This is a genomic window from Yimella radicis (genome assembly GCF_054778255.1).
Window position 1 is genome coordinate 15,012 of record NZ_BAAGZR010000006.1, and the last position, 13,156, is coordinate 28,167.

The 13,156-nt window shown below is 66.6% G+C and carries 13 protein-coding genes; 8 read left to right on the forward strand and 5 right to left on the reverse strand.

The genetic code is table 11. The features are described 5' to 3' along the window. Nucleotides 1-70: 70 nt before the first annotated feature. Nucleotides 71-1,588: a fatty acyl-CoA synthetase gene (locus ACYU8W_RS03805; protein WP_499466780.1), complete on the reverse strand. Its 1,518-nt coding sequence runs from the start codon at nt 1,586-1,588 to the stop codon at nt 71-73. Next, nucleotides 1,585-2,532, reverse strand: a complete 948-nt coding sequence (locus ACYU8W_RS03810; protein WP_499466782.1) for an alpha/beta hydrolase — start codon at nt 2,530-2,532, stop codon at nt 1,585-1,587. The genes ACYU8W_RS03805 and ACYU8W_RS03810 overlap by 4 nt, the downstream gene beginning before the upstream one ends. Nucleotides 2,533-2,629: 97 nt before the next feature. Between ACYU8W_RS03810 and ACYU8W_RS03815 the strand changes: the two genes are divergently transcribed. After that, on the forward strand, nt 2,630-2,791 hold the full coding sequence (locus tag ACYU8W_RS03815) for a hypothetical protein (RefSeq protein ID WP_499466783.1): 162 nt from the start codon (nt 2,630-2,632) through the stop codon (nt 2,789-2,791). A gap of 210 nt (nt 2,792-3,001) precedes the next feature. Continuing rightward, a complete protein-coding gene (locus ACYU8W_RS03820; RefSeq protein ID WP_499466785.1) occupies nt 3,002-3,856 on the forward strand; it encodes a hypothetical protein in 855 nt (284 codons plus the stop codon). 315 nt (nt 3,857-4,171) lie between these two features. On the opposite strand, the gene ACYU8W_RS03825 is transcribed toward ACYU8W_RS03820, so the two are convergent. Both ACYU8W_RS03825 and ACYU8W_RS03830 read right to left on the reverse strand, forming a co-directional pair. After that, a complete protein-coding gene (locus ACYU8W_RS03825) occupies nt 4,172-5,266 on the reverse strand; it encodes an inositol-3-phosphate synthase (protein WP_141927186.1) in 1,095 nt (364 codons plus the stop codon). Nucleotides 5,267-5,284: 18 nt separating this feature from the next. Further along, on the reverse strand, nt 5,285-5,851 hold the full coding sequence (locus ACYU8W_RS03830; RefSeq protein WP_499466787.1) for a PadR family transcriptional regulator: 567 nt from the start codon (nt 5,849-5,851) through the stop codon (nt 5,285-5,287). 198 nt (nt 5,852-6,049) lie between these two features. Between ACYU8W_RS03830 and ACYU8W_RS03835 the strand changes: the two genes are divergently transcribed. From ACYU8W_RS03835 to rplI, 6 genes are all read left to right on the forward strand, one after another. Continuing rightward, nucleotides 6,050-8,383 (forward strand): transglycosylase domain-containing protein, encoded by a 2,334-nt coding sequence (locus ACYU8W_RS03835; protein ID WP_499466789.1) that lies wholly within the window; start codon nt 6,050-6,052, stop codon nt 8,381-8,383. Between the two features lie 37 nt (nt 8,384-8,420). Next, a complete protein-coding gene (locus ACYU8W_RS03840; protein WP_499466791.1) occupies nt 8,421-9,824 on the forward strand; it encodes a hypothetical protein in 1,404 nt (467 codons plus the stop codon). A 128-nt stretch (nt 9,825-9,952) separates the two neighbouring features. Beyond that, the gene (rpsF, locus tag ACYU8W_RS03845; protein ID WP_129626477.1) at nt 9,953-10,240 is read left to right on the forward strand and encodes a 30S ribosomal protein S6; all 288 of its coding nucleotides are present in this window, start codon (nt 9,953-9,955) and stop codon (nt 10,238-10,240) included. Nucleotides 10,241-10,270: 30 nt separating this feature from the next. After that, nucleotides 10,271-10,855 carry a single-stranded DNA-binding protein gene (locus ACYU8W_RS03850; protein ID WP_499466794.1) on the forward strand — a complete coding sequence of 195 codons (585 nt, stop codon included), beginning with the start codon at nt 10,271-10,273 and terminating at the stop codon, nt 10,853-10,855. Nucleotides 10,856-10,969: 114 nt separating this feature from the next. Continuing rightward, complete coding sequence (rpsR, locus tag ACYU8W_RS03855; protein WP_115921520.1) at nt 10,970-11,206, forward strand: 30S ribosomal protein S18; 237 nt, start codon at nt 10,970-10,972, stop codon at nt 11,204-11,206. 26 nt (nt 11,207-11,232) lie between these two features. Beyond that, complete coding sequence (gene rplI, locus ACYU8W_RS03860; RefSeq protein WP_129626473.1) at nt 11,233-11,682, forward strand: 50S ribosomal protein L9; 450 nt, start codon at nt 11,233-11,235, stop codon at nt 11,680-11,682. A 71-nt stretch (nt 11,683-11,753) separates the two neighbouring features. On the opposite strand, the gene ACYU8W_RS03865 is transcribed toward rplI, so the two are convergent. Beyond that, nucleotides 11,754-13,103, reverse strand: a complete 1,350-nt coding sequence (locus ACYU8W_RS03865) for an MATE family efflux transporter (protein WP_499466796.1) — start codon at nt 13,101-13,103, stop codon at nt 11,754-11,756. Nucleotides 13,104-13,156: the final 53 nt, after the last annotated feature.

The window sequence follows — 13,156 nt, forward strand, 5'->3', positions numbered from 1 at the left end:
CCGCGGCCTGACCGCAAACCAAGCCCCCGCCCCACCGCGAACCCCCGTCGCGGTGGGGCGGGCTCGTTCGTCAGCCGCGAAGTTCGCGCTTGAGGATCTTGCCGGATGCGTTGCGCGGCAGATCGTCGATGAACTCGATCTGCTTGGGCACCTTGAAGGACGCCACCTGCGTGCGCGCGTGCTCGGTGAGCGTCTCGACGTCCAGGTCGGACGCTTCGGGCCGGCGTACGACGAACGCCACGATCTTCTCCACCCACTTCTCGTCGGGCACCCCGACGACCGCGACCTCGGCGACGCCGGGGTGGGTGTAAAGAGCGTCCTCGACCTCGCGGGACGCGACGAGCACACCACCGGTGTTGATGACGTCCTTGATGCGGTCGACGACGAAGATGTAGCCTTCCTCGTCCTGGCGCACCAAGTCGCCGGAGTGGAACCAGCCATCGGCGAACGCTTCTTCGGTGGCCTTGAAATTGTTCCAGTAGCCGTCGCACAACTGCGGTGAGCGGTAGACGATCTCACCGGATTCGCCGGTCGGGACGTCGTCGCCGGACGCGTCGACGACCCGTGCCTCGACGAACAGAACCGGCTTGCCCGCGCTGTCCGGACGCGCCTCGTGCTCCTCCGGTCGCAGCACCGTCGTCAGTGGTGCGACCTCGCTCTGACCGAAGCAGTTGTAGAAACCGACCGTCGGCGCCTTCGCCTGCCACTTCTGCAGCACCGGCACCGGCATGATCGACGCCCCGTAGTAGGCCTTGGTCAGCCCGCCGAACGAAAGTCGTTCGAAATCAGGGTGATTCGCCATGCCCACCCACAGTGTCGGTGCTGCGAAGAACGAACGGTGACCGTCGTTCGCCAGCCGGTTCAGGACGTCCGCTGCTTCGGGCACTTCGAGGATCGTGTTCGTCTGACCGATCATCAGCCCCGGCAGTACGAACACGTGCATCTGCGCCGAGTGGTACAGCGGCATCACGTGCAACGGGTTGTCGTCCGGGTGCAGGTCGAGCGCGTGGATGCACGACACGTACTCGCTGACCAGCGCCCGGTGCGACATGATCGCGCCCTTCGGAGCCGATGTCGTGCCGGAGGTGTAGAGCAACTGAACGGTGTCGGTGTCCCGGCCGCGCTCCTCGAAGTCGGGTGTTGAATCACCCTGTGCCACAGCGAGAATGGAGTCGCCGGCGTCGCGGAGCGTAATGACGGCGGACGGCTGGTGCTCGATGTCGTCGAGGCGGGCGGCGAACGCGGGATCGACCAGGACGAGCGTGCTTGCGCTGTTGTTGATCAGGTGGTCGAGCTCGCGGCCGAGCAGGTTGTAGTTAAGCGGCACATGGATGAACCCGGCGCGTGCGCAGGCCAGGAACGCGATCAGGTAGGCGTCGGAGTTCTTGCCGAGGGTTGCGATGCGCGCTTTCGGTTCGAGTCCAAGACCGGCCAGGTGGTGCGCGACCCGGGTGACCGCGTCGTCCAACTCGCGGTAGCTCCAGGTGCGGTCGCCGAAGCGCACGGCCTCCCGGTCGCCGAATCGCGCGGCACTTCGGCGGACGACGTCCGACACCGTGTTGCTGCGCAGCGTGGTCGCGTCCATCATGCGCTGGTCCCCTGCTGGGGAAGATGTGCGTCGAACCAGGCGAGCAGGTCGGCGGTCACCTCGTCGCGGTTTGTCTCATTGAGCAGTTCGTGACGAGCCTCGGGATAGATCGTCGTCGTGACCTCGCGGACGCCCGTCGTGCGCAACTGTGCCGCCACCTCGCGCACGCCCTTGGCCTCCTTGCCGCCGACCGGATCATTGCTGCCGGACACCAGCAGGATCGGCAGATCGTCCGGGGTCGCCGAAACGACCTTGTCGTCGTTGACCCGCTCCAGTCCGTGCAGCAGGTCGGCGTAGAACCCGACCGTGAACAGCTCGCCGCACTTGGGATCGGCGATGTACCTGTCGACCTCGGCCTCGTCGCGCGAGAGCCAGTCGAAGTCGGTGCGTGCCGGTTTGAAGGCGGCGTTGTACTGGCCGAAGGTGAGTTTGTTCATCAGGCCGGATGGGTGCCGGCGACCCTTCACCTTCGCCTGTGCGCCGGCGATTCCGCGGCCCACCTTGCCGAGCGGGCCGGCCGATCCACCGGTGCCCGAGAGCACCAGGCCGGCGAGTTCGGATCCGTACTTCGTGACGTACATCCGCGAGAGGAACGATCCCATCGAGTGGCCGAACAGGAACACCGGCAGGCCCGGGTGGTCGGCCTTGATCCGCTGGGTGAGCACGGACATGTCGTCGACGACGGCGTCGAAACCTCCCTCGTCCTTGAAGTAACCGACGTCGTTCGGGTCGCGGACCGTCTTGCCGTGGCCGCGGTGGTCACCGGCGTAGACCACATACCCGGCGTCGGTCAGTGCCTGGGCGAACCGCTCGTAACGGGCGCCGTGCTCGGCCATCCCGTGCGCGAGCTGGACGGCGGCGCGCGGAGTGCCCTCCGGCGACCAGCAGTGGACGAAGACCGGCGTCTCATCGGCGGTGTCGAGCAGGAAGGTGTCGGTGCGCACGGTGTTCCTCGTTCCGGATGTGACCAAACAGGTGACCAGATGACTGTGGTGAGCCTATGCCGCCGGGTCCGCCGGCGCGGCCGATCCGAGAACGTCAATGTCGCCAGATCAGCCGGAGCCGCAGAAGCTCCCGCAACTGCTCGAGCGCCGTGTGTTCAAGCCGGCCGGGATGAATCAGACCAGCTACCCGACGACCGCCGGCACGAAGGGTCCGTTCCTGGTCGGTACCGCGTTCGCCGGCAACAGACCTACCCGCTGAACAGTTTCGACCCGTCGGTGTTCGGTGCTGCCGGGGCGCTCGTCAGCACTACCAAGGACCTCAACGCCTTCACCGAGGCCCTGCCGAGGTTCGGGGAAACCCGACAGGCCGTCCGGGCGTTGACCCGACAGTAGTTGTCGGCACCTGTCCAACCCCGTCCACGCGACGTACTCTGAAACGACAGGTGAGCCCGCTTCGAAGGGAGCTGTCATGTGGATCGTCCACCCGATCGCCGGTCTGCTGCTCGTGATGTACGCGGGCGTGGTCTGGCAGAAGGGCCCCGACGGCAACCGGCGCGCGATCATCCTCGCCGTACTGATGCTGATGCTGACCGTCCTCGGCGCGGGCTGGGTGGTGCACCCGGCGGCAGGAATCACACTCGCGGCCTGCTTCGCGTTCGCCGGCGGCAACATCCTGAAGAAGCACAGCAACCACGGTCTGCGGGTGCTGGCAACGGCCGCCGCCTTCGGTGTCTTCGGGGCGGGGTGGGTCTTCATCCCGCTCGTGGTCGCGACGGCGATCTCGCTGATGAACGGCTCGAAATCCACCAAGCCGAAGGGCAAGGCCGTCGCCAACAGCTGGCCCCCACCGCTGGCCTGGCCGGTCACGCAGCCGGTGCCGCAGGCGTTCTCCCACATGGGCGCCCAGCCGAGGCCGCAGCCGCAGAACCTCACCGTGCTCTCGCAGCACCCGCGGTTGCCGTCCGACAGTGCCAAACGCGCCAAGGCGCTCAACCTGCAATGTTTCGAGGCGCTCGCCTACATCGACGAGCGCGGCTCGGCCGGCGACAAGCTGCGCTTCGAGGTCGAGCAGATCCAGCACGACTTCGCGGTCGAGGCGATCGGGGCCTACCTCGCGTTGTCGCCCGCTCGGGCCGACACCAGCCCGCTGCGCGACGGACGCACCGGTCAGGACCTTCTCAACGAGCAACTCGACCTGTTGTCCGACGGCGTCCACGCGGTGATGGAGCGGGCCGAGGAACTCGGAGCCGAGCAGATCCTGGCCAGCCACGCCTTCGTCAGCCAGAAGTTCGCCCAGCAGAAGACGTCCGAACTGCAGTTGTGAGCACGCATGAGAAGGCCCCGGCATCACGCCGGGGCCTTCCTCATGTGCTGGGTGTCAGCCGCAGGACTTACTCAACCTGCGGGCACCCACGAAGCACGCTTGCTTCGTCAGCGTTCTTCTGTGCCCGGGTTTCGATGCGCCCGTTGCGGCTTCGTCCCTCAGCCGCAGGACTTACTCAACCTGCGGGCACCCACGAAGCACGCTTGCTTCGTCAGCGTTCTTCTGTGCCCGGGTTTCGATGCGCCCGTTGCGGCTTCGTCCCTCAGCCGCAGGGCTTACTCAACCTGCGGGCACCCACGAAGCACGCTTCCTTCGTCAGCGTTCTTCTGTGCCCTTGATGAATGCCTCGAGCTTGGTGCGGCCCTCGGTGTCCTCGCGCTGCTCGGGCGGGCTCTTCATCAGGTACGACGACGCCGACAACAGAGCGCCGCCGATGCCGCGGTCCTTGGCGATCTTCGCCGCACGGATGGCGTCGATGATGATGCCGGCCGAGTTGGGGGAGTCCCAGACCTCGAGCTTGTACTCCAGGTTCAGCGGCACGTCACCGAAGGCGCGACCCTCCAGGCGCACGTACGCCCACTTGCGGTCGTCCAGCCAGGCGACGTAGTCCGAGGGCCCGATGTGCACGTTGCGGTCGTCGGCACCGACGCCGGCGAGGGACCCGTGCAGGTTGGAGGTGACGGCCTGGGTCTTGGAGACCTTCTTGGACTCAAGGCGCTCGCGCTCGAGCATGTTCTTGAAGTCCATGTTGCCGCCGACATTGAGTTGGTAGGTGCGGTCGAGCGCGACGCCGCGGTCCTCGAACAGCTTGGCCATCACGCGGTGGGTGATGGTCGCGCCGACCTGGCTCTTGATGTCGTCGCCGATGATCGGCACGCCTGCAGCCTCGAACTTCGCCGCCCACTCCGGATCGGAGGCGATGAAGACCGGGAGCGCGTTGACGAAGGCGACGCCGGCGTCGATCGCGCACTGGGCGTAGAACTTGTCGGCCTCTTCCGAACCCACCGGCAGGTAAGACACGAGGACATCGACCTCGGCGTCCTTGAGCGCCTTGACCACGTCGACCGGCTCGGCGGCGGACTCGTCGATGGTCAGGCGGTAGTACTTGCCCAGGCCGTCGAGGGTGTGGCCGCGCTGCACCTCGACGCCGGAGGTCGGAACGTCACAGATCTTGATCGTGTTGTTCTCCGAGGAGTTGATCGCCTCGGCGAGGTCCTTGCCGACCTTCTTGTCGTCGACGTCGAACGCAGCGACGAACTCCACGTCGTTGACGTGGTATTCGCCGAACTTGACGTGCATCAGACCGGGGACGGTCGCGGTGGCGTCCGCGTCCTTGTAGTACTCGACACCCTGCACCAACGAGCTGGCGCAGTTACCGACGCCGACGATGGCGACGCGAATGGAACCCATGAGTGAATCTCCTTGTTGTCAGGGCTTGTGCGGTGACCCGGAGGGGTCGGGTGATGAATTGCGCTCGGTTTCGATCAGTTCGGTCAGCCAGCGCACCTCGCGCTCGGTCGACTCCAGACCATGTCGGTGCAGCTCGGCGGTGTAGCGGTCGCTGCGTTCGCGCCGGATCCTGGCCTGCTCGCGTGCGGTGTCGAGTCGCTCCTCGAGCCGGGTGCGCCGGCCCTCGAGGATGCGCAGTCGCACCTCGCGGTCGGCTCGACCGAAGAAGGCGAAGTGGACATCGAAACTGTCGTCCTCCCACGTCGCCGGGCCGGCTTGTTCCATGAGTGTCTGGAACTGCTCCTTGCCCTCGGCGGTGAGTTCGTAGCTGATCCGGGCACGCTTGGAGGCCGCCGAATCGGTGTGCTCGGTGATCCATCCGCGGGACACCAGTGACTTCAGGCACGGATACAGGGATCCGAACGACACCACCCGGAAGGCTCCGAGGATTCCGCCCAGGCGCTTTCGCAGTTCGTACCCGTGCATCGGCTGTTCGTGCAGCAGCCCGAGGACAGCCAACTCGAGGGTGGCGCCACGGCGAGACATGGGACCACCTTTCGAGAAACAAACACGCGCAATGTTCGTGAGAGCTGACATGGAACTACTTTGTCTGCACGACGATAGCTCATGCGATGTATCGAGTCGATACATCGGCGTGTCGCCGGTCACCCGCGAACACTCGCGTCCGAGTCACCTGATAACGCACGGACCGGGGTTGTCCGAATCTGGCGTTACGCTCTTTCGGTGGCAGACACCGATGACTCGCAGGAATCCCGCCCCGCACAGCGCAGCAGTCGCCGTGCCGTCGGCGGTCGACGTGGCGAGGGAAGGCGCTCCGGACGCAGGAACCAGCCGCTGTGGCTCAAGGTTGCGCTGCGCACGATGCTCGGTTTCGTCATCCTCGGCCTGCTCGGCTTCGCCGCCCTCGTGTTCGTCTACATGCGCACCGAAATCCCGCAACCGAACGCCGACGCCGCCAAGCAGGTCTCGATCGTCTACTACAACGACGGGAAGACCGAGCTCGACCGGTTCAGCTCGGTCAACCGCGAGGACGTCGAACTCGCCAAGGTGCCGCTGCACGTCCAGCGGGCGTTCCTGGCCGCCGAGGACCGCAAGTTCTACACCAACAACGGGGTCAGTGCGACCGGCATCGTGCGTGCGTTCTGGACGAACCTGCGCGGCGGTCAGCAGCAGGGTGGTTCGACGATCACTCAGCAGTACGTCAAGAACTACTTCCTGACCCAGGACAGGACCGTCAGCCGCAAGCTGAAAGAGGTCATGATCTCGATCAAGATCGACCGCAAGTACACCAAGGACGAGATCCTCAAGAACTACCTGAACAACATCTTCTTCGGGCGTAACTCCTACGGCATCCAGTCGGCCTCGAAGGTCTACTTCGACAAGGACGTCTCCAAGCTGACCCCGGCCGAAGGTGCATTCCTCGCGTCGGTGATCAACGCCCCGGGCATCTACGACCCGGCCAACGGCGAGCGCGCGAAGACCGCCGTCCGTGGACGCATGGACTACGTCCTCAACGGCATGGTGGACATGGGCTGGATGACTCAGCAGGCCAAGGACCAGATCCGCTTCCCGGCGGTGCAGCCGCGCAAGGCGCCGACGTACGGCAGCGGGCCGACCGGCTACATCACCGCCTCGGTGCGCAACGAGTTGAAGAGCACGCTGAAGCTCAGCGACGAGGACATCGACCGCGGTGGTCTGCGGATCACGACGACGATCGACAAGAACGCGCAGGACGCTGCCGTCCGGGCCGTCGAGGACAACGTCCCCGCGGTCTCGTCGATCCCGCTGCGTGCCGGACTGGTCTCGCAGAAGCCGGACGGCTCCGTGGTCGCGATGTACGGCGGCAAGGACTACCGCAAGAACAACTACAACTCCGCGACCCAAGCCGCTCCGCAGGGAGGATCGAGCTATAAGGCCTTCGGCCTGGTCGGTGCATTGGAGAACGGCTACAGCCTGAACAGCCGCTTCGACGGCAACAGTCCGGTCAAGCTGCCCGGTCTCGACAAGCCGCTGCAGAACAACCTCGGTGTGTCCTACGGTTCGGTCGATCTGTCGTTCATGATGAAGAAGTCGGTCAACACGGCATTCCTTCGCCTCAACATGGAGATGGGTCCGGCCAAGACCCGTGCCGCGGCGATCAAGGCCGGCATTCCGCAGACCAGCCCCGGTCTGGCCGACGACACCACGAACGTCCTCGGTACCGCCTCGACGCGCGTCATCGACATGGCTCGCGCCTACAGCACGATCAGCAGCGAGGGGAAGCGTGCGACCCCGTACTTCATCAGCAAGGTCGCCAGCGTCACCGGTGACTACTCCTACGCGGCCGAGCCGAAGACCGAACAGACCATCGACAAGGACGTCGCCGCTGACGTCGTCAACGCGATGGCCGGCGTCAACGAGGCAGGAGGCACCGGTTACCCGTCGCTGCAGGGTGCCGGATTCACGCGTCCCTCGGGAGGTAAGACCGGCACGACCGACGAGTTCAAGGCCGCCTGGTACTCCGGCTTCACCCCGAACCAGCTCACCACGTCGGTCGGTATGTACGCCGGTGACGGTACCGATTCCTTGCGAGAAGCCGCCGGAGCCGAGTTCTACGGTGGTGCCGTGCCGGCGACGATCTGGGCCGAATACATGAACGTGGCACTGAAGGGGCAACCGGTTGCCAAGCTGCCGGAGCCCGGCAACGTGAAGGGCAAGCAGCCTGCCACCAAGTACGTGCCGCCGCCCGCGACGACCCGTCGCCCGACGGCGACGTCATCGAGGCCGGCGCCGCCCGCGACAACCACGACGACCACGACGACCACGTCGTCGTCGACCTCGAGCCCGACCTCGAGCCCGACCTCGACGCCGCCCTCGACCACGACGTCGAGCAGCACGTCCACCACCACGGCACCGACGACGACGTCCGCACCGCCGAGCACGACGCAGCCGCCGGTCCCGACCAGCACTGCGCGTCCGCCGGCCACCACGACGGTGCCGCAGCCGACCGCACCCGCCGCCCAACCCACCGCACCGGCCGCCCCGGCGTCCGCACCGGCATCGGTCCCGGCTCCCTGATCGCTTCGTCCGTCGTGACCGTCGTATCCTGCGCAGCGTGACCGGGCCCGCGAACGACGACCTGCGCCTCACCGTCCCCAGCCGCGGGGAGGGGGTCGCCGGTTGGAGCAGTCAGGTGATCGGCGGACCCGTCGGGCGCTACGCCGCAGTCGGGCGACGGGGCATCTCCTACTCGGTGACAGTGCTCAGTGCGCTCGCGTCTGTGATGGTCGCGCTCGGCGCGTTGAGCAAGACGTATTGCATCAGCAACGGTTGGGGAGCGCCCGACTCCTTGTGGCGGACCTGTTACTCCGACCTGGCCGTCGGGCTCACCACCGAAGGTGGGCCGTGGGCCAAGGGGTCGGCGGGGGACAACCAGCCGGTGCTGACCGCTGTCCTGCACTGGGTGATCCGACAGATCACGCCGGACGGCTCGACGCTCGCGGTCCAGCAGTACTACTTCGCGTTCGGGGCAGTCGTGATCGCGTTGTCGGTGGCGGGCGCAGTGATCGCGCTGGCCGGCGCCCTGCGTGACACCCCCTGGCTCGCCGCTCACCTGGCGCTCAGCCCGGTGCTGATCACCTCCTCGCTCGTCTCCTTCGACGCGTTCGGTGTCGCGCTCGCGACCATCGGCCTGGTCCTCTGGCTCCGGGACAATTCGCTGGCCGCCGGTGTGCTGCTCGGGGCGGCGGTCATGGCGCGCACGTATCCGTTGATCATCGTGGCGGCCATTGTGCTGGTCGCTCTGCGCGACCGGCGCACGGCCGACCTGACCCGTCTGCTCGCCGCAGGTACGGCCGTGGTCGTCGTCTGTTTCGGGGTCGCTCATCTCGCCGGTGGCGATCCCTTCACTGTGTACCGCACCTGGAACGCGGCAGCACCCGGCTACGGCTCACCGTGGTTCGTGCTGACCCTGCTGAAGGTTCCGGTCGCCGCGTCCACCGCGACCTGGCTGGCGGTCGCCGGCTGGGTGCTGGCGCTGCTGGTGGGCGTGTACCTGGTGCGTCGTCCCAGGCACCTGACGCCACTGCCTCCCCTTGCGCTCACGATGCTGGTCATCGTGATGGCCACCGGCAAGACCTTCCCGGTGCAGCAGGCGCTGTGGATCCTTCCCTTGCTCGCGCTCACCGCCGTCCGTTGGCGTGAACACTTGCTGTGGGCCGGGGTCGAGGTCGCGTACTTCGTGTTGACGATGCTCTACATCGCCTCACGTTCCGACGTCGACAAGGGCGTCCCGGCAGCCCTGTACCTGGTGTTCGCTCTCATCCGGTTGATCGCCTGGGGCGCGATCACTTGGATCAGTTGGGAGACGGCCGAGGAACTTCAGGACTTCCATGACCCGGACGGTGCCGCGCGGCACGAGGAATGGACGACACGGCAGTCGTCCACAGCCGCGGACGAAGGGACCGGCTTCCCCACAGGCGACGGCCGCGATTCGCTGATTGTCAGCGAGCGCCTCTAGACTGACCGACGTTCTGCTCACCTCGAACGACGCCGTCGGCGCCGCTACCGGGACGCAGGACACGCAGTAAACCTCCTGTCACGTCAGATCGACGTGACCGCTCAAGACCGAAGGAGGTGGGTTTACGCATGCGTCAGTACGAACTCATGATCATCCTCGACCCCGAGCTTGACGAGCGCACGGTCCAGCCCTCGCTGGACAAGATGCTCGCAGTCGTGACCAAGGATGGTGGCACCGTCGACAACATCGACCTGTGGGGCCGCCGTCGCCTGGCTTACGACATCAAGAAGAAGTCCGAGGGTATCTACGCCGTGGTCAACATGACCGCGGAGTCGGCAACCGCCAAGGAGCTTGACCGCCAGCTGGGTCTCAACGAGTCCATCCTGCGCACCAAGCTGCTGCGCGCCGACGCCTGATTCCTCTTCGTCACGAGTTAGGACAACACCATGGCCGCCGGCGACACCGTCATCACCATCATCGGCAACCTCACTCAGGATCCGGAACTGCGGTTCACGCCGTCCGGAGCCGCTGTCGCGAACTTCACCGTGGCGTCCACGCCGCGGCAGTTCGACCGTCAGACCAACGAGTGGAAGGACGGCGAAACGCTGTTCATGCGCTGCTCGGTGTGGCGTGATGCCGCCGAGAACGTCGCCGAGTCGCTCAACCGCGGCTCGCGGGTGATCGTGTCGGGTCGCCTGAAGTCGCGTTCGTTCGAGACCAAGGAAGGCGAGAAGCGCACCGTGGTCGAGATGGACGTCGACGAAGTCGGCCCCTCGCTGCGCTACGCAACCGCAAAGGTCAACAAGACCCAGCGCGGTGGCGGCGGCAACTTCGGTGGCGGACAGCAGGGCGGCTCCGGCCAGGGCGGCAACTTCGGCGGCGGTGCGCCGCAGGAGGACCCGTGGGCCACCGGTGGTTCGAACAACTACGGCGGGGGCAACTCCGGGGGAAATTCCGGGGGCAACTCCGGTGGTGGCCAGCAGGGCGGCGGATGGAACGCCGGCCCCGGCTACGACGAACCGCCATTCTGATCCACCGCTGATCGAGTCCTGACTCAACCGGTGCGGGCGAGAACCCCGCACCACTCATCAACATCACCATCCCGAGTTCGCTCGGGCTCCCTGAAGTAGAAGGAGAGCACCACGATGGCCAAGCCCGTTGTGCGTAAGCCCAAGAAGAAGGCCAACCCGCTGAAGGCGGCGAAGGTCGAGAAGATCGACTACAAGGACGTCGCAACGCTGCGCAAGTTCATCAGCGACCGCGGCAAGATCCGCGCCCGCCGCGTGACCGGTGTGTCCGTGCAGGAACAGCGCCTGATCGCCAACGCCGTCAAGAACGCGCGCGAGATGGCCCTGTTGCCGTACTCGTCGTCGGCTCGCTGAGCCCCGGCGTAGGAAAGGACACAGACATGAAGATCATCCTGACCCACGAGGTCCACGGCCTCGGTTCCGCCGGTGACGTCGTCGACGTCAAGGACGGCTACGCCCGCAACTACCTGCTTCCCCGCAGCCTGGCCACCCCGTGGACCAAGGGCGGCCAGAAGCAGGTCGAGTCGATCACCAAGGCCCGCGAGGTCCGCGCTGTGAAGTCGCTCGACGACGCCAAGGCGCTCAAGGGCTCGCTGGAGAACGCGAAGGTCAACCTGCAGGCACGCTCCGGTCAGTCCGGCCGCCTGTTCGGTGCAGTCACCACCGCCGAAATCGCCGACGCGGTCAAGGACGCCGGTGCTGGCAACGTCGACCGTCGCACCATCCAGGTCAAGCAGCCGATCCGTTCGCTCGGTGAGCACGAGGTCGAGGTGCGCCTGCACCCCGAGGTCGCTGCCACCCTCAAGCTGAACGTGGTCGCCGCCAAGTAAGGCTCGACCCGGCAGTCACGGCTGCGGCCCCGCTCGTCACGAGCGGGGTCGCAGTCATTTCTGTCCCGGTTTCAGCGCGCACCGACCACCAGCCACGCGTCCGAACGCGCGCGTTGCCGTAACGCGAACCAGCGCGCCGCCATGAACCAGGCCAGCGCTCCCCACAGCAGGGCGATGCCGACCTGCGGTGACTTCGAAGTGCCCAACTCGCGCGCGAGCAGCAGCACGGGCACGTACGCGGCCAGGGTGGCGATCGACAGCCAGGCGAGAGCCCTGTTGTCTCCGGCGCCCATCAGCACGCCGTCGAGCACGAACACTGCTCCGGAGATCGGCTGCGTGACCGCCAGCACCAGGAGCGCGACCGTGAGAGTCGAGCGCACTTGCGGGTCGGAGGTGAACAGCGGGGGAAGGATCCAAGCGGACGCGGCGGTGATCACGCCCAACCCGAGTCCGCCGAGCCAGCCCCAGCGGGTCATCAAGGACGTGGCGCGCCGCGCGTAGGACGCGTCTCCGGCGCCCAGGCCGGTACCGATGAGTGCCTGCGCGGCGATGGCCAGGGCGTCGAGGGCGAAGGCGAGGAGGCTGAACACGTTCATCGCGACCTGGTGAGCAGCCAGCGGGATCACTCCGAGGGCGGCTGCCACCCAGGTGGTGAGCAGGAACGCCGCACGCAGGGCGATGGTGCGGACCAGCAGCGGGGCGCCGACACGGGCCGCGGCCAGGACTTCCCCGGGGTGGAAGGCGAGACGGGCACCCGCCGCACCTGCCCGGCGCAACACCAGGAACGCGAAGGCCGCCGCGGCGCCGCTCTGCGCGATCACCGTGCCGATCGCCGACCCGACGATACCGAGGTCGAGCGGATACACCAGGAGATAGTTGAGGATCGCGTTGGCGGTGAAGCCCGCGGTGGCGATGACCAGGGGAGTGCGGGTGTCCTGGAAGCCCCGCAGGACTCCGGTGGCGGCCGACATGACAAGCAGGGACGGGATGCCGAGTGCGGCGATCCGCAGGTAGGTGACTGCCGGATCGAGGACGGCGCCGTCCGCTCCCATGACCCGGCACAACGGCTCGGCGAAGACCGCAACCCCGGCAGCGGTGGGGACGCCGAGCAGAATCGCCAACCACATACCGTCCACCCCGGCCTCGAGGGCTGCCGTCCGTCGCCCGGAACCGATACGACGAGCCACCACCGAGGTCGTCGCGTAGGCCAGGAAGACGAATACGCCGGCGGCAGTGAGCAGGACGGCGGACGCAACTCCGAGAGCAGCCAACGGCACGGTGCCGAGGTGACCCACGATCGCACTGTCGGTGAGTAGGAACAACGGTTCGGCAATGAGCGTGAGGAAAGCCGGTACGGCAAGACGGAGGACGTCGCGTGGATCGACCGGGGCGACGTCCATCGCGGATGAGTCGCGGTTCACAGGCCGCTGCCGGCCCGAGGTCGACGGTACAGAAGTGAAATAGGTGGCGCCTG